Source organism: Gilliamella apis, assembly GCF_030758615.1.
In the GTDB taxonomy this organism is placed as follows: Bacteria; Pseudomonadota; Gammaproteobacteria; order Enterobacterales; family Orbaceae; genus Gilliamella; species Gilliamella apis_A.
In genome coordinates this window covers 1,955,276-1,972,991 of the sequence record NZ_CP132381.1, presented here as the reverse complement: position 1 = coordinate 1,972,991, position 17,716 = coordinate 1,955,276, and the positions used below count along the sequence as shown (strand labels likewise).

Here is a 17,716-nt window from a genome sequence, read left to right as displayed (position 1 = left end):
ATCAGTTAAACTGTTGGGTAAATTTAGTTTAGTTTTTCTTGATTACTACCACTAACAACAATTAAATATGCTCAAACTCAAAAATAATCATATCAAAGATGATCAAACCTCGCAGATAGTCAGTTGGGGGCATTGGTTTACCCTATTTAATATTTTTGTTGTTATTGTACTTGGTAGTCAATATTTGTTAATTGCTGATTGGCCTCGAACTTTTATGGGGCGTTTTTATGCAATCATTAGTGCTATAGGTCATTTTAGTTTTCTCACCTTTATAGCCTATTTGATTTTGTTGTTTCCATTAAGTTTTTTTATTCACTCTTCGCGTTGGCAACGAATTATTGCTACTGTGATCGCCACAATAGGTATTAGTTTACTTCTGATTGATATTGAAGTGTTTTCTCATTTCAGAATGCACCTTAATCTATCTATATGGCAATTATTTACTTCGGACAAAACGTCTTTTTTAAATAGTGCTTTTATTCTTATTCCTTTTATTCTTTTAATTGAGATATTATTTGCCATATGGAGTTGGAAAAAGCTACGTAGCTTAAGTAAACGGAAACGTTATGCTAGACCAGTAGTTATTGGTTTTATTCTTTGTTTTGTTTCATCGCATTTAATTCATATTTGGGCCGATGCTAATTTTTATCGCCCAATTACTATGCAACGTTCAAGTTTACCGCTCTCTTATCCATTAACTGCTCGCCACTTTCTGGAGCGTTATGGATTTATTGCCGAAAATGATTACCGAAATAGAACTATTCAGGAAGGTAATCCATTTGCAATTGCTATTGAATATCCACTCGCTCGAATTAGTTTTGATGAACAACAAAATAAGAAAAATGTTTTAATAATCAACATTGATGGTTGGAATAATCAATTATTGGCGAACAATATGCCTTGGCTTAAGGAATTTGCTAATCAGAATACTAATTTTACTAATCATTATGCTACTAGTAGTCAGGCTTATTTAAATAATTTCTCACTATTTTATGGATTAGATCCTAATTACTATAATAGTATCCTTGCCGGTCATAAGACATCGGTTTTATTCGATACAGTAACAAAACAGCATTATAACATCGGTTTATTCTCTGCTGACGGTTTTTCTGAACCACTTTACCGTTATGCGTTATTGTCTAATTTCTCAATTCCTAATGGTAAAAAACAAACTAATAAACTTACCACTGATTATTGGATGGCATGGCATGACGAACAAAATAAACTTGAGAATCATGCGCCTTTATTTTCTGTCATTCAATATTCTTTTGCGACTAAAAATAAAAAAATACCAATGGTTGAATTAGAAGCAGAAGCTAAAAAACTCGATCAATATTTAGAATCTTTGATTGCTTATTTAAAATTATCTAATGCATATGAGAACACGATAATAATCATTACTGGTTCAAATGATCTAAAAATAGATGAAGCCAAAAAATTAGTACAACGTAATACTGAAAATAGCTTTAATCGTGAGGTATTAAAAGTACCATTGATTATTTCATGGCCAGGAAGGGAAATAAAACAAATTAGTACTATTACCTCACAAACCGATATCTTAAGAACATTAATGCAAGATGCATTTAAAGTTACCACCCCAGCGCAGCAGTACAGTCAGGGGCGAAATTTATTTAATGAGTCTACTCGGGAATGGATTTTAGCAGGCAGTGAAAATCAAATTGCTGCGCTTTATGATTATAAAACAGTGGTAATTGATGCATATGGACGGTCTAAAATTTATGATTTAAATGGTAAGCAATTGAAAGACGAAAAAATTAGCTTACCAATCTTCTTACAAATTGTTACTGAAAATCGCCGTTTTATTGTTGTCGATAATTAAATACTAAATTAATAGGAGGTGATATTTATTTCACCTCTTTTCCCATTGCTTGTAAATCGGCATGATAAGAAGAACGGACAAACGGCCCACAAGCAGCGTGGGTGAATCCCATTGCTAAAGCAGTCTGTTTTAATTCTTCAAATTCTTGAGGTGATACATAACGTTCAACTGGTAAATGATATTTACTTGGTTGTAGATACTGACCTAAAGTTAACATAGTTACGCCATTACTGCGTAAATCTTTTAATACTTGAATGAGTTCTTCATTTGTTTCACCTAATCCAACCATTAAACCTGATTTAGTCGGAATTTTTGGATGTTTTTCTTTAAAAGAAGCAAGTAATTTTAATGATCCCTCATAATTAGCACCGGGGCGAATTTTTTTGTATAAGCGAGGAATGTTTTCTAAATTATGGTTAAACACATCTGGTGGATTTTCGCTTAAAACCTCTACTGCTTCATCAATACAACCTCGGAAATCAGGTGTTAATGTTTCAACTTTGATATTCGGGCTTAATGCGCGAATTTCTTGAGTACAAGCTGCAAAATGGCTAGCTCCTCCATCTTTTAAATCGTCTCGGTCAACAGATGTGATGACTACATAACGTAATTTCATCTCTTGAATAGTTAAGGCTAGTTTGCTCGGTTCTTCACGATCAGGTGGTAATGGACGGCCATGTGCAACATCACAGAAAGGACAACGGCGAGTACAAATATCGCCTAATATCATAAAAGTTGCTGTACCGTGATTAAAGCATTCAGCCAAATTTGGGCAAGATGCTTCTTCACACACAGAATGTAATCCATGCTTACGCATAGTGTTTTTAATATGGGCAATATTATCGTTATGAGCAGATAATTTAATTCTCATCCAATCAGGTTTTTTTAATGGAGCGATATCCTCAACTGTAATGGTTGGAATGAGACGCGTTTTATCAGCGTCACGATATTTGGAACTGCGGATTTGATTTTCAGTATTTTGCATATTTAATATCTTAGTTGTTTGGTAACTGATTAATAAAATTATCAGTTAATAACTGGTTAATCTCTTGACGATCAATTTGTGCAATATAATGCTTCATGTGAGTCATTTTTAAACCTGCATAGCCACACGGATTAATATAATTAAACGGTGTTAAATCCATATCAATATTAAGTGCTAAACCATGTAATGTACAACCATGCTTAATATGTAATCCTAGTGAGCAGATTTTTTGTTGATTGATATAGACGCCAGGTGCATCCGATTTTGAATAAGCGGTAATGTCATAGTGCTGTAAAGTTTGAATAACACTATTTTCTAAATAACTAACCACATCTCGTATACCTATTTTACGTCTTTTTAAATCAAACAAAATATACATAATTTGTTGGCCAGGGCCATGATAGGTAATTTGACCGCCACGATCAGTTTGCACCACTTGAATGTCAGTAGTGGTCAGTAAATGTTCAGGTTTACCTACTTTACCTTGAGTGAAAACCGGTAAATGCTCAACAAGCCAGATTTCATCTAAGGTTTGCGCATCACGCAGTTTAGTAAAATCGTGCATAGCTTGATAAGTTTTTAGATAAGGCAACATACCTAATTGTTTAATAACAACGTCTTTATTTGGCATATCCAACACTGGTTAAGTTGTAATTTATCAATAAATTTACATCTATATAGCAGATTTTGCTATAACTTGACAACCATCACTCATTCAATGTATAACTCATAACACAAGATTCTTACTATACCCACAAATTAAATTTGATTTTTATCAAATAATTATCATTTTTATCAAATTAATAATTGAAATAGTTGATTAATTTAATAGGAATTAACATTCTTTTATAACCGTCAGTTTACTTTACTTTTTTTAGGAAGATGGCAGACTTATAGCAATAAAGCATCCGTAATGCAAAGTTGGAGCTTATTGAGTTAGTTATGGCGTCTGTTATAGCTAAGGATAGCAAAAACTGCATTTTTTAAAACAAAAAAGAGGTTTTTATATGTCGGACATGCAAGTGAATGATATTGATCCAGTAGAAACGCAAGATTGGCTTAAAAGTTTAGAGTCAATTATTCGTGAAGAAGGCGTAGAACGAGCGCAATATATTATTGAACAAATTGTAAATAAAGCCAGAGATGGCGGAGTTCCTTTACTATTTGGTTCATCAACTAGTAACTATATTAATACTATTCCTGTCGATGAACAACCTGCCTATCCAGGTGATTGGGAAATTGAAAGACGTATTCGTTCTATTGTTCGCTGGAATGCAATGATGATGGTTCTTCGCGCTTCTAAAAAAGATTTAGAACTGGGTGGTCACATGGCATCATTCCAATCTGCAGCGACATTTTATGAAGTCTGTTTTAACCATTTTTTCCGTGCTCGTAATGAAAAAGATGGTGGTGACTTAATTTATTTCCAAGGTCATATCTCTCCAGGTGTTTATTCTCGCGCATTTATTGAAGGACGACTAACCGAGGAACAATTAGATAATTTCCGTCAAGAAGTACATGGAAAAGGATTATCATCTTATCCTCATCCAAAATTAATGCCTGAGTTTTGGCAATTCCCAACTGTTTCAATGGGATTAGGTCCAATTAGCGCTATTTACCAAGCTCGCTTTTTAAAATATCTGAATCATCGTGGATTGAAAGATACTACTGAACAAACAGTTTATGCATTTTTAGGTGATGGCGAGATGGATGAGCCAGAATCAAAAGGTGCAATCACAATTGCTACACGTGAAAAATTGGATAACTTAGTATTTGTAATTAATTGTAATTTACAACGCTTAGATGGGCCAGTTACCGGTAATGGCAAAATTGTTAATGAATTAGAAGGCGTATTTGCTGGAGCTGGCTGGAATGTAATTAAAGTGCTTTGGGGTGATCGCTGGGATAAATTATTACAAAAAGATAAATCAGGAAAATTAATTCGCTTAATGAATGAAACGCTTGATGGGGATTACCAAACCTTTAAATCTAAAGATGGTGCTTATGTTCGTGAGCATTTCTTTGGTAAATATCCTGAAACTGCAGAATTAGTAAAAGATATGTCTGATGAAGAAATTTTCAGACTTAATCGTGGTGGTCAAGATCCTGAAAAAATGTTTGCTGCATTTGCTAGAGCAAAAGAAACCAAAGATCGCCCAACAGTGATTTTAGCACATACTATTAAAGGTTATGGTATGGGTGCAGCAGCAGAAGCTAAGAATATTGCACACCAAGTGAAAAAAATGAATATGGACGGTGTTCGTCATGTTCGTGATTTCTTCAATATCCCAGTTACAGATGATGCACTAGAAAAATTACCTTACATTAAATTTGAAGAACATACTCCTGAATACAAATATATTCATGAACGTCGTCAAGCCTTACATGGTTATGTGCCGTCAAGATTGACTAAATTCTCAGGAACTGTATCAATTCCTTCTTTAACTGAATTCGCACCATTACTTGAAGCGCAATCGAAAGAAATTTCAACCACAATTGCTTTTGTACGTGCACTTAACATTATGTTAAAAGATAAAGAATTAGCGCCTCGTTTAGTGCCGATTCTTGCTGACGAAGCTCGTACCTTTGGGATGGAAGGCTTATTCCGTCAGATAGGAATTTATAATCCACATGGTCAACAATATACTCCGCAAGATAAAGAACAAGTTGCTTACTATCGTGAAGATGAAAAAGGCCAAATCTTGCAAGAAGGTATTAATGAATGTGGTGCAACAGCATCGTGGTTAGCAGCTGCAACTTCTTATAGTACTAATGATTTACCAATGATTCCTTTCTACATTTATTATTCTATGTTTGGTTTCCAACGTATTGGTGATTTAATGTGGGCGGCAGGCGATCAACAAGCTCGCGGCTTTATGATCGGTGGTACTTCTGGTCGTACTACATTAAATGGTGAAGGATTACAACATCAAGATGGTCATAGTCATATTCAAGCGTTAACTATCCCTAACTGTGTATCTTATGATCCAGCTTATGCATATGAAGTTGCTGTTATTATGCAAGATGGTTTACGTCGCATGTATGGTGAACAAGAAAATGTTTACTATTATATTACTACACTTAATGAAAACTATGCTCAACCTGCAATGCCAGAAGGGGCTGAAGAGGGTATCCGTCGTGGTATTTATAAATTAGATACTGTTGAAGGACAACAAGGTAAACCTACTGTTCAATTATTAGGCTCTGGTTCAATATTACGCCATGTTCGTGAAGCTGCAGATATCCTAGCTAAAAATTACGGTATTAGCTCAGAAGTGTATAGTGTAACTTCGTTCACCGAATTAGCTAGAGATGGTCAAGATTGTGAACGTTACAATATGTTACATCCGAGTGAACCAGAGAAAGTTCCTTATGTTGCTCAAATAATGAATAATAATCCAGCAGTTGTTTCAACTGATTATATGAAAATTTATGCAGAACAAATTCGTGGATTTGTACCGGCAGAAAGCTACAGAGTATTAGGTACTGATGGATTCGGTCGCAGTGACAGTCGAGAAAATTTACGTCATCATTTTGAAGTCGATGCATCTTATGTTGTGATTGCAGCATTAGGAGAACTAGCTAAACGTGGTGATATTCAAACAAGTGTTGTTGAAGACGCGATTAAAAAGTTCGACATCAATGCTGATAAGCTCAATCCACGTAATGCATAAGAGGTAAAAAATAATGACTATTGAAATAAAATTACCCGATATCGGAAGTGATGAAGTTGAAGTAACAGAGATTTTAGTTAAAGTTGGCGACAAAGTTGAAGCTGATCAATCGTTATTAACGGTTGAGGGCGATAAAGCATCAATGGAAATTCCTGCTCCACAAGCAGGAATTGTAAAATCAATCATTGTTAAAATCGGCGATAAAGTTACCACTGGTGTAAGTATTATGGAATTTGATGACAGCGGAACAGAGGCTGCAGCAGATAAACAACAAACGGCCGCACCAGTTGCTGCACCATCAGCCCCAAGTGCCAGCCAAGTGGTTGATGTTAATGTACCTGACATTGGTGGTGATGAAGTTGAGGTCACTGAAATTTTAGTTAAAGTTGGTGATTCAGTTTCCGTTGATGATTCACTTATAACAGTAGAAGGCGATAAAGCCTCAATGGAAGTGCCTGCTACTATTGCTGGTGTTGTGAAAAGCATTTCAGTAAAAATTGGTGATAAAGTTAAAACTGGCTCAAAAATTATGGAATTTGAGACAGTTGCTAGCAGTGCACCAGTAAAAACTGATGTTGCACCTGTGGCAGCAGAAAAACCAGCTATTGCAACTCCAGTTGCGAATACTAACAATAATTCTGCTGCGCCAGCCGCATCTGCAAATACCAATGAATTTGTAGAGAATGATGCTTATGCACATGCAACTCCTTCTGTTCGTCGTTTAGCTCGTGAGTTTGGTGTTAACCTTGCTAAGGTACAACCTACTGGCCCTAAACATCGCATTTTACGTGAAGATATTCAAGCTTACGTAAAAAATGCTGTAAAACAGATAGAAAATGGTGGTACCGGTGGTGCATTACCTGGTTTATTACCGTGGCCTAAAGTTGATTTTAGTAAATTTGGTGAAGTTGAATCATTACCATTAACTAAAATTCAAAAAGTATCTGGTGCAAACTTACATCGTAATTGGGTAATGATTCCACATGTTACTGAGTTTGATGAAACAGATATCACTGAATTAGAAGCTTTCCGTAAACAACAAAATGCCGAAGCTGAAAAGAAAAAACTGGATCTGAAAATTACGCCACTAGTGTTTATTATGAAAGCAGTAGCCAGCGCTTTAACAGCTTATCCTCGTTTTAATAGTTCATTGTCTGAAGATGCACAAACTCTTATCATCAAAAAATACATTAATATCGGTGTAGCCGTTGATACACCTAATGGTTTAGTTGTGCCGGTATTTAAAGATGTGAATAAAAAAGGCATTATTGAACTTTCTCGTGAACTTGCAGAAATTTCCAAAAAAGCTCGCGATGGCAAACTTACCGGTAGTGATATGCAAGGTGGTTGTTTCACCATTTCTAGTCTAGGTGGTATCGGAACGACTTCATTTACACCAATTGTAAATGCACCTGAAGTAGGTATTTTAGGTGTATCTCGTTCAAGTATGAAACCAGTTTGGAATGGTAAAGAATTTACACCACGCCTAATGTTACCTTTATCATTATCATTCGATCACCGAGTAATTGATGGGGCTGATGGTGCACGCTTCTTAAGCCATATTGTTAATGTTTTATCCGACTTACGTCGATTAGTGATGTAGTGGGGGAAATTAATTATGAGTCAAGAAGTTAAAACACAAGTTGTTGTCTTAGGAGCTGGTCCAGCGGGTTATTCCGCTGCCTTCCGAGCTGCCGATTTTGGATTAGATGTTACCTTAGTAGAACGTTATTCAACTTTAGGTGGTGTTTGTTTAAATGTTGGTTGTATACCATCTAAAGCATTACTCCATGTTGCCAAAGTAATGGATGAAGCAAAATCATTGACTGAACATGGTATTCATTTTGGTACGCCTAAACTTGAATTAGATAAAGTTCGTGGTTGGAAAGAAAAAGTTATAAACCAACTAACTAATGGGCTTGCTGGTATGGCTAAAATGCGTAAAGTCAATGTTATTCAAGGTGAAGCACAATTCACTGGCAGTCATACTATGGATGTTACTTCATCCAAAGGTATAACTAAAATTACTTTTGATAATGCCATCATTGCCGCGGGTTCAAGACCAATAACTTTACCATTTATTCCACATGAAGATCCTCGTATTTGGGATTCGACAGATGCATTAGCATTAACTACTATTCCTAAAAAACTACTTTTAATGGGTGGTGGTATTATCGGTTTAGAAATGGGGACTGTTTATCATGCATTAGGCTCAGAAGTAGATGTGGTTGAAATGCTTGATCAGGTTATTCCAGCTGCTGATAAAGATGTGGTAAAAATCTTTACTAAACAAATTCAAAAGAAATTTACTTTGAGATTAGAAACTAAAGTAAGTACTGTTGAAGCTAAACATGATGCAATTTATGTCACCATGGAGAAAAAAGATGGAACCATTGAAACTCATACTTATGATGCGGTATTAGTTGCAATAGGCCGTACTCCAAATGGTAAACTAATCAACGCTGAAAAAGCAGGTGTAAATGTGACTGATCGTGGTTTTATCGAAGTAGATAAACAGATGAGAACGAATGTGCCTCATATTTATGCTATTGGCGATATTGTTGGTCAACCGATGCTTGCGCATAAAGGTGTTCATGAAGGTCATGTGGCAGCAGAAGTTATTGCGGGTAAAAAACATTATTTTGATCCAAAAACTATACCATCAATTGCTTATACTGAACCTGAAGTTGCTTGGGTTGGCTTAACTGAAAAAGAAGCTAAAGCAAAAGGTTTAGATTATGAGGTTGCTATATTCCCATGGGCTGCATCAGGTCGTGCGATTGCTTCTGATTGTTCAGAAGGGATGACTAAATTAATCTTTAATAAAGCTGACAATCGTCTTCTTGGTGGTGCTGTCGTAGGGGCAAATGGTGGCGAATTACTTGGGGAAATTACATTGGCAGTTGAAATGGGTTGCGATGCTGAAGATATTGCATTGACCATTCATGCTCACCCAACGTTACATGAATCAATAGGCTTAGCGTCTGAGATTTATGAAGGATCAGTAACTGATTTGCCGAATGCAAAAGCAGTTAAAAAATAAAAACTATTTATTTTATTGTTATCATTGAAATAATGCCGTTAGTTTGCTAACGGCATTTTATTTTTCTAATCAAGATTTCCAATATTTCTAAGTTTACCCGAAATAAGTGTATAACCGTAATAACTTTCAATTTCAATAATCATCTTGCTAAAGCGCTAACTTAATCTTTTAATTATTCATAAAATTATTGTTTATGATTGATTTAAAACTCATTTAATCTTAATAGAAAATTTTGAGGAAAGGGGTTTTTAATTAAAAATAACTGACTAATTATTAAAATAAATATTAAAAAACAACCTTATATTAACGATTATTCGTTTATTACGCTATCAAATCCAATAGATTGAATATATTGTCATACCAAATTTCCATAATTTTCTTGTGCTAAACATCTTTTGTCACGGTTTTGTAATTTGTTTTTTGCATTTTGGTATGCCAATAAATGACATTTATCACATTTTTAGATATTAATGGAATTCCAATTTTGAATGTTGTGAGTAGGATCACAGATTACCTCCCTTATAAGTATTATTTTTTGATTGTCAAAGAATCTCACCTTTCCCCCTAATTGGAGATTGTAAATATGTCTAGAGTAAATGAAGTTATTGATAAACTAGGTAAATTTGCCAATAAATTTAATAGTTTAAGATATATAATGGCAATTAAAGCGGCATTTATTACTTTAATGCCAGTGATAATCGTTGGCGCTTTTGCGGTGCTAATGTCAAATATTGTTTTTGATAAACAAAATGGATTAGCTTATTTTGATTGTTTATCTTTTTTAGCAGTATTAAAGCCCATTGCTAGTAATTTAAATTATGCGACATTGAATTTTCTAACCATTGGCGCTGTGTTTTTAATCGCTATTGAATTAGGACGCATAAATGGTAATAAAACCTTATTTCCTGGATTGTTGGCTATTATATGTTTTATTTCCGTACAACCAACATTTACAGACGTTGTAGTTGAAGGCCAAAAATTTCAAGTAACTAATGTATTAGCACGGCAATTTACTGATACTAAAAGCCTTTTTCTAGGTATGTTTATCGCTATTATATCGGTAGAAATATACTCTAAATTATTAAAAGTAGATAAGCTAAGAGTAAAAATGCCAGATAGTGTTCCATCAAATGTCTCCGCTTCATTTTCAGCACTTATTCCAGCAATAATTACTACTTCAGTCGTAGCGGCTTTTGGTTTTGTATTCTACAAATTAACTGGAATGTATTTGTATGATGCTATCTATATGGTGGTGCAACAGCCGCTTGAGTCTGTCATGCAAAGCCTACCGGGATTATTGTTATTAATGTTTGTCGCACAAATATTTTGGGTTATAGGGATTCATGGTAATCAAATGATAAAACCAATTCGCGAACCCTTATTACTTGGTGCAATAATGGTTAACATGAGTGATTTCGAACAAGGTATTGAGCCAACCAATATTATTACTATGCCGTTTTGGGATGTTTACATGAGTATAGGTGGTTCAGGTTGTACGATTGGATTGTTGATGGCTATTTTTATTGCAATAAAACGCAAAGAAATGAGAGAAATAGCAAAATTATCACTGGGTCCAGGTATTTTCAATATCAATGAACCTGTAATTTTTGGTTTACCAATAATGTTAAACCCGATTTTAGCCATTCCATTTATTATTACACCGTTAATTACTGGCACAATAGGTTATATCGCAACAAGTATTGGTTTTGCAGGTAAAGCCGTGGTTATGGTGCCGTGGACTACGCCACCAATAATTAGTGCTTACTTATCAACAGCCGGATCCTTAGGTGCTGTTGTTACCCAGATCTTCTGTATTATTATTGCTATTTTCATTTATTTACCTTTCCTAAAAATAGCGGCTAAACGTTCTGAAATTCAATCCTAAATTGAATCAACATTCAAGGAGTCAATAATGAGTAAATTAACAATGGATATCCCTAAAAACTTTATTTTAGGCGCTTCAACATCGGCATGGCAAACTGAAGGTTGGTGTGGTAAGAAAGAGAATCAAGATTCATATTTAGATCTTTGGTATAAAAACGATCGTGATGTATGGTATGAAGGTTATGGTCCTGCAATTGCTACTGATTTAATTAATCGCTATCAGGAAGAAGTAGATCTAATGAAAAAGGTAGGACTTACACACTATCGAACATCAATTAACTGGTCGCGTTTTTTAACTGACTACGAAAATGCAATTGTTGATGAAGATTATGCTAAGTATTATGACGATTTTCTAACAAAAATAGTCGAAAACGGTATTGTTCCAATGCTTTGTCTAGAACATTACGAAGTTCCTGCCGAACTATTCAATAAATATGGTGGCTGGAATTCGAAACATGTAGTTGAACTATTTGTTAAATTTGCTGAAAAAGTTTTTGAACGTTATCATAATACCGTTAAACGGTGGTTTGTCTTTAATGAACCAATTGTCATTCAAACGCGAGTGTATCTTGATGCTGAACGTTGGCCTTATGAACAAAATACCAATAAATGGATGCAGTGGAATCACCATAAAAATTTAGCTACGGCCAAAGTTGTTCAGCTATTTCGTCACAAAAATTATCAAGGAAGCATTGGCACTATTATAAATCCAGAGGTGACTTATCCTCGTTCTTCCTCTAAAGAAGATCAACAAGCTGCAAAAATGTATGATCTTTTTTATAATCGAGTTTTTCTTGATCCGGCTTTTAATGGTGAATATCCTCAAGAGCTTATTGATTTATTGGCTAAACATAAAGTTCAGTGGGATTATACCAATCAAGAACTTGAAATAATTAAAAAATTTCCAGTTGATGAAGTTGCTATTAATTTATATTTTCCTCATCGTGTTAAAGCACCTACAAAACAATGGCACAAAGATGCGCCATTTCATCCCGCGTTTTATTACGAATCCTTTGCATTACCTGGAAGAAAAATGAATAAATCTAGAGGTTGGGAAATTTATCCTAAAATTGTTTATGATTTCGCAATGCGAGTTAAACAACAATATAACAATAAATCATGGTTTATTTGTGAAAATGGCATGGGTATTGAAGATGAGCAACGATTTAAAGATGATCAAGGCATGATTCAAGATGATTATCGAATTGATTTTATTTCGAAACATCTTTATTGGACGTTAAAAGCTATCAATGATGGAGCTAATTGTGGTGGTTATATGCTGTGGGCATTTACAGACAATGTTTCACCAATGAATGCATTCAAAAATCGTTATGGACTAATCGAAATTGATCTTGAACAAAATAGAAACAGAAGGTTGAAGAAATCAGCGTTATGGTTCAAAGATTTATCTAAAACAAGACAACTAATTGTAAATCTAGATGATGAAGATAAATAAGGAGTAAAAGATGAAACAAGTTATTTTTGCCTGTGCCGGTGGTATGTCAACCTCATTATTAGTCAACAAAATAAGAAAAGAAGCACTAGAACGATCGTTAGATTTTGATTTTATAGCAATAAGTGAGCAACTTTTATATCAACATCTTAATAGTGATAGTGATAAAATTATCGCGGTATTATTAGGACCACAAATGAGATTCGCCTTAGATGAGAGCAGAAAACAAACAGAAAAATATGGCATACCAATTGACATTATTGATCCAGTTGCTTATGGTACAATGAATGCTGGTAAAGTTTTAGATCAAATTTTGCAAATGATCGAAGCATAATCATAGGAATTAATACAAACATTAGAATATTCGATTTTAATGTTTGTATTTTTGTAGGAACAGGTGAATGTTAACGGACAATATATCGAATCAATATTCTAAAAAACAGTATCAAGAAATAGCAGAACTATTATTGGATAAAATTAGAATGGATGAATATCCATTAGGTTCTAAATTACCACCAGAAAGAACTATTGCCGATGCCTATGGCGTAAGTCGTACTATTGTTCGTGAAGCGTTAATCGCATTGGAAGTAAAAGGTTTTGTATCGATAAAGCAAAGTTCAGGTATTTATGTTATTAATAAACCTGATTCAAATTATTCTCGAGTACTCGGTCCTTTTGAACTACTACAAGCTAGCCAACTGATTGAGACTAATATTGCTTCTTTTGCTTCTCAGATGATAACCATTGCCAATATAGAAAGCTTAAAGAAAATATTAGAGCAAGAATTGCATGCGACTATGAATAACGAATTCAATAACAATAATGATTTCAATTTTCATCTCAATATCGCCGAAGCAACCCAAAATCAGATGTTAGTGAATTCACTTAAGAATTTATGGGAACACAAACAGAACTCATTTAATTGGCAGCAACTTACTGAACATACTAATACTAAAGGCTATCGACTAAAATGGTATGCTGATCATCAACAAATCTTAGCAGCACTATGTCGTCGTGACAGTGTTGGGGCTTATAAAGCCATGTGGCAACATATTGAAAACGAAAAAAATATTTTAATGAATTTATCTGATAAAACATCTATTGATTTTGATGGCTATATTTTTTCATCGATCAATTTATTTGAAAACTTTATCTAAAATATTAATTAGTATTTTAAAATTAATAATCCAATTAAATAAATCCCCATAGTATTACAAAATATTATGGGGATTATTAAATTGTTCAATAAAACAAATGTTGTTAATTAATTATTTTAAAATACGCCAAGTACTACACCAACTGCTGCGATTGCAGTCAAAATTAAAATAACTTTGGTTGCAGACATCTGTTTAGCTGATACTAACCACCATGCTAATAACACCATGGATAATGGCAGTATTTTTGGAAAGATGCCATCAAGTACACTTTGTAATGATCGCATGCTTTCTCCCATCGGAATTTCCAATACTGAATTAAGTACAATATTACCGGCAGCTAAACCACCAACCACCATAATTCCAAGTATGTTAAATGCGTCGGTGATCCGTTTGACGTTATCACCAATAATATTATCAATTGCATTAACGCCTAATTTATAACCGTAATGGAAGCTAAGATAGGAAATTAAAGGGCCTAAAATACCATAAGATAAAATATAGAAAATAGGGCCTATAGCATTACCTCCTGCTGCCATTCCCATAGCAATTGATAACAAAATTGGCACAATAATACCTTGAATCAATGAATCTCCAATTCCAGCTAAAGGGCCCATTAGTGTCGCTTTAATATTTACAGGTAGTTCTTCTGGAACATTTTTGCCTAAAGCAATCTCTTCTTCCATTGACGCAACAATACCGTTAATAATTTGACCGGTTTGTGGTTCAGTATTATAAAACATAGAATGTCTAACTAATAAACGGCGTTTTGCTTCAGGATCATTCTTATAATATTTTTCGGCAAAAGGGATATAGGAAAAAGCCCAAGCATGTGCTTGTAATTTCTCATAGCTCATTGATGACAAATGAGTAAAGCCCCAACGATACCAAATTTGGCGTAATTCTCGTTTTGTTAAACGTTGTTCCTCAATTAATTTATCCATTTTAGTTCTCCTTTTTAGAACAAATCATCATCTTCAAAAACATCTGAATTTGGTGAATTTGTTTCTTTAATTGGTGTTGTTGCCGATTTATTGCTTGCAATAAAGTATAAGTAAGCAACTAAAGCGGAGATGAATACTAGTGCTATCATACTTAACCCTGCAAAAGCTAATAACACGAAACCAGCGAAGAAAAAGATCAGCTGAATTTTCGATTTAATCACGATATTCATAAGCATAGCGATACCTAATGCAGGAAGTACACCACCTAACACTGAGATAATCTTGGTAATAACTTCAGGAACATTAGCTAATAACCATTCAACTAAACCAGAGCCAAAATAGATCGCTAAAAAGACTGGAACGGCACGTAATAAGAATGTTGTAACTTGAGGATAAAATAGATGATTTAGAACGATACCTCGGGTATTGTTAGTTTCAGCTGCATGTTGTGCTTTATTATTCCAGAACGAGTATAATGCCATTCGAGTATTGTAAAATATCAAACCGAAAGTCTGGCCCAATAAAACCGAAAGAGTTACCGCGACAGCAGGATCTTTAGTTGTGGCAAGTGCTAAACCAATTCCACCATAAGCTGCATAGGTTATTTCACTATTTGTTGCCCCTCCAGTTGATAAATTTGCAATAAAAACAGCTTGTACCGCTAAACCACATAATACACCGGCTTGTACATCACCAAAGGCTAAACCAACTAATAACCCAGCAACTAGTGGCCTACCAACTATATAAAAACCACCTGACATACCAAAAAGCCATGGTGATTCAATCGCGCCTAAGTAACAAAATATCCCTGTTAATAAAGCGGGAATAAAAAGAGTTGTTTCCATAATTTTTCCCTCTAAATATGAAAGTTATAAAGTGTCATATTTCTTTTTCATTACGTTCCAATTTTTAGCTTCATCATCTGGCAACAATTGAAATTCAATTTTAATTCCTTGACTTTCAATGTAATCAAATGCTTTATAATCATTCTCATCAATGGCAACAGTTCGTCCTAATACTTTTGCTCCTGCTCGAGTATTCATACAGCCAATATTTAAAGTTGATGGTAATTTAGCACCCGCTTTTAACAATTTTTCAAATGTTTGTGGTGAATCACTAATTAAAAAAAAGTTTTTATTTGACTCTGTACCTTGTTTTATTTTCTCTACACCTTGTTCTACTGTGTAAATACCAATTTTTAATGTTCCCGCAGCCGCTTTTAATACTCGTTTGCGTAACTCATCTGAAGCGATATTGTCACCCACTACAAGGATGCCATCGACAGGTCTGACTTTTGTCCAACGCGTCATGATTTGACCATGAATAACACGATCATCGACTCTGGTTAATGTAATTGCCATATTTATTCACTCCTATCGTCTCACTAATTAAAAATCTAAATCTTCACTACTATTTTCGGTTATTGGTGCAATGGATATTGAGGCTTGACCTGCTTCCAGAATTGAATTAATAGCTTCATCTATATTGGGCTCATTAATTATTGTTGCTGCTTGAATTAACATTGATAAATTTAATCCAGCCATAAGATAAACTTTATTTGGATTAGCCAGCATATAACGGAAAGTTTCGTTATAAGGTGTACCCCCCATGATGTCACTTAAAACAATGACAACTTCATTTTTCATAGTTTGTTCATCTAACACGGTTGTTAATCTTGAAGAAAAGTCGCTAATTCCCTTATCGTCAAGTTTGACAGAGATAAATTGTGATATATCACCCGCAATCATTTGATAACTTGATAAGATCCCTTCGCATAATTCGCCGTGAGAAGTAACTACTATTTTCATTTGCAAGTCCCTCTTAAAATAATATTTAAATATATATTTACATATTTATTTTTTAAAACAAATATATTAAGAGTTATTTTTAATGAAATGAGATGTTTATCACATATTTTATCTATTTTAATTGACGATAAATAAATTTTATTTAAAATATGTAATTACATATGAGGTTGAGGTAAAAAACATGAAAAATTATTCTTTACGAGATTTAAGTCGACTTATTGATCACACTAATTTAAAACCAGATGCAACAACGGCCATGATGAAAAAGCTATGTCAAGAAGCTATTGACTACCATTTCAAGATGGTTGCAATCAATCAAGTTCAGTCAAAATTGTGTGCTGAACTACTAAAAGATACTGATGTAGATATTGGTGCAGCGATAGCATTTCCTTTAGGCCAAACAACGATAGAATCAAAATGCTTCGAAACGAAAAATGCAATTGAAATTGGGGCAACTGAAATTGATTACGTAATTAATATTTCTGAATTAAAGGCGGGAAATTTGAATTATATTGAACGGGAAATGTCAGAAATCGTTAAGATTTGTCGTCAATATAATGTTACATCAAAAGTGATTTTTGAAAATTGTTATTTAACCGATGAAGAAAAAATAGCACTTTGCCAAATTGCAGTTAAAGTTAAACCAGACTTTATAAAAACATCAACAGGATTTGGTCCTTCCGGTGCGACACTTGAAGATGTTAAATTAATGAAGCAACATGTAGGCGATGTTGTAAAAGTGAAAGCTGCTGGCGGTATTCGTAATGCCGATACATTTAAAAAGATGATTGCAGTGGGGGCGGAACGAATCGGAACAAGTGCCGGTATTGCAATTATTGAAGAGATAAAAAAAGATTTACAAACAACACAAGCGCAAACAATCAAAATTTAAACTTTAATATTTTTGTTGATTAATATACCCACTTATTAG

Annotated in this window: 15 protein-coding genes; 9 read left to right on the top strand and 6 right to left on the bottom strand. The window is 34.2% G+C overall.

Annotated elements, in window-relative coordinates; translation table 11 throughout:
• The first annotated feature begins 67 nt into the window (after positions 1-67).
• Positions 68-1,840 carry a DUF3413 domain-containing protein gene (locus tag RAM17_RS09055; RefSeq protein WP_110447559.1) on the top strand — a complete coding sequence of 591 codons (1,773 nt, stop codon included), beginning with the start codon at positions 68-70 and terminating at the stop codon, positions 1,838-1,840.
• 25 nt (positions 1,841-1,865) lie between these two features.
• Here the strand turns inward: RAM17_RS09055 and lipA are convergent, their stop codons facing one another.
• Complete coding sequence (gene lipA, locus RAM17_RS09050; protein WP_110447560.1) at positions 1,866-2,825, bottom strand: lipoyl synthase; 960 nt, start codon at positions 2,823-2,825, stop codon at positions 1,866-1,868.
• 10 nt (positions 2,826-2,835) lie between these two features.
• The gene (gene lipB, locus RAM17_RS09045; RefSeq protein ID WP_110447561.1) at positions 2,836-3,456 is read right to left on the bottom strand and encodes a lipoyl(octanoyl) transferase LipB; all 621 of its coding nucleotides are present in this window, start codon (positions 3,454-3,456) and stop codon (positions 2,836-2,838) included.
• Between the two features lie 376 nt (positions 3,457-3,832).
• Between lipB and aceE the strand changes: the two genes are divergently transcribed.
• The 7 genes from aceE to RAM17_RS09010 all read left to right on the top strand — a co-directional run bounded on the left by aceE (position 3,833) and on the right by RAM17_RS09010 (position 14,036).
• On the top strand, positions 3,833-6,499 hold the full coding sequence (aceE, locus tag RAM17_RS09040; protein WP_110447562.1) for a pyruvate dehydrogenase (acetyl-transferring), homodimeric type: 2,667 nt from the start codon (positions 3,833-3,835) through the stop codon (positions 6,497-6,499).
• Positions 6,500-6,512: 13 nt separating this feature from the next.
• Positions 6,513-8,102 carry a pyruvate dehydrogenase complex dihydrolipoyllysine-residue acetyltransferase gene (gene aceF / locus RAM17_RS09035; RefSeq protein ID WP_110447563.1) on the top strand — a complete coding sequence of 530 codons (1,590 nt, stop codon included), beginning with the start codon at positions 6,513-6,515 and terminating at the stop codon, positions 8,100-8,102.
• A 15-nt stretch (positions 8,103-8,117) separates the two neighbouring features.
• Entirely contained in the window at positions 8,118-9,542 is a 1,425-nt protein-coding gene (gene lpdA, locus RAM17_RS09030; RefSeq protein ID WP_306239942.1) for a dihydrolipoyl dehydrogenase, read from the top strand.
• A 583-nt stretch (positions 9,543-10,125) separates the two neighbouring features.
• Positions 10,126-11,427, top strand: a complete 1,302-nt coding sequence (locus RAM17_RS09025) for a PTS sugar transporter subunit IIC (RefSeq protein ID WP_110447565.1) — start codon at positions 10,126-10,128, stop codon at positions 11,425-11,427.
• A gap of 27 nt (positions 11,428-11,454) precedes the next feature.
• Positions 11,455-12,882, top strand: coding sequence for a glycoside hydrolase family 1 protein (locus tag RAM17_RS09020; RefSeq protein ID WP_110447566.1), 1,428 nt, complete (start codon positions 11,455-11,457; stop codon positions 12,880-12,882).
• A 10-nt stretch (positions 12,883-12,892) separates the two neighbouring features.
• Positions 12,893-13,213: a PTS sugar transporter subunit IIB gene (locus RAM17_RS09015; protein ID WP_110447567.1), complete on the top strand. Its 321-nt coding sequence runs from the start codon at positions 12,893-12,895 to the stop codon at positions 13,211-13,213.
• 67 nt (positions 13,214-13,280) lie between these two features.
• Positions 13,281-14,036, top strand: coding sequence for a GntR family transcriptional regulator (locus RAM17_RS09010; protein ID WP_110447568.1), 756 nt, complete (start codon positions 13,281-13,283; stop codon positions 14,034-14,036).
• 116 nt (positions 14,037-14,152) lie between these two features.
• Here the strand turns inward: RAM17_RS09010 and RAM17_RS09005 are convergent, their stop codons facing one another.
• Genes RAM17_RS09005 through RAM17_RS08990 form a run of 4 tightly spaced genes read right to left on the bottom strand, consistent with a single transcriptional unit; the run spans position 14,153 to position 16,785 of the window.
• Positions 14,153-14,977 (bottom strand): PTS system mannose/fructose/sorbose family transporter subunit IID, encoded by an 825-nt coding sequence (locus tag RAM17_RS09005; RefSeq protein WP_086359482.1) that lies wholly within the window; start codon positions 14,975-14,977, stop codon positions 14,153-14,155.
• Positions 14,978-14,991: 14 nt separating this feature from the next.
• Positions 14,992-15,822 carry a PTS mannose/fructose/sorbose/N-acetylgalactosamine transporter subunit IIC gene (locus RAM17_RS09000; RefSeq protein ID WP_110447569.1) on the bottom strand — a complete coding sequence of 277 codons (831 nt, stop codon included), beginning with the start codon at positions 15,820-15,822 and terminating at the stop codon, positions 14,992-14,994.
• Positions 15,823-15,846: 24 nt separating this feature from the next.
• A complete protein-coding gene (locus tag RAM17_RS08995; protein ID WP_110447570.1) occupies positions 15,847-16,338 on the bottom strand; it encodes a PTS system mannose/fructose/N-acetylgalactosamine-transporter subunit IIB in 492 nt (163 codons plus the stop codon).
• A gap of 27 nt (positions 16,339-16,365) precedes the next feature.
• Positions 16,366-16,785 carry a PTS sugar transporter subunit IIA gene (locus tag RAM17_RS08990; RefSeq protein ID WP_110447571.1) on the bottom strand — a complete coding sequence of 140 codons (420 nt, stop codon included), beginning with the start codon at positions 16,783-16,785 and terminating at the stop codon, positions 16,366-16,368.
• A 181-nt stretch (positions 16,786-16,966) separates the two neighbouring features.
• On the opposite strand from RAM17_RS08990, the gene deoC reads away from it, so the two are divergent.
• Complete coding sequence (gene deoC / locus RAM17_RS08985; protein ID WP_110447572.1) at positions 16,967-17,677, top strand: deoxyribose-phosphate aldolase; 711 nt, start codon at positions 16,967-16,969, stop codon at positions 17,675-17,677.
• Positions 17,678-17,716: the final 39 nt, after the last annotated feature.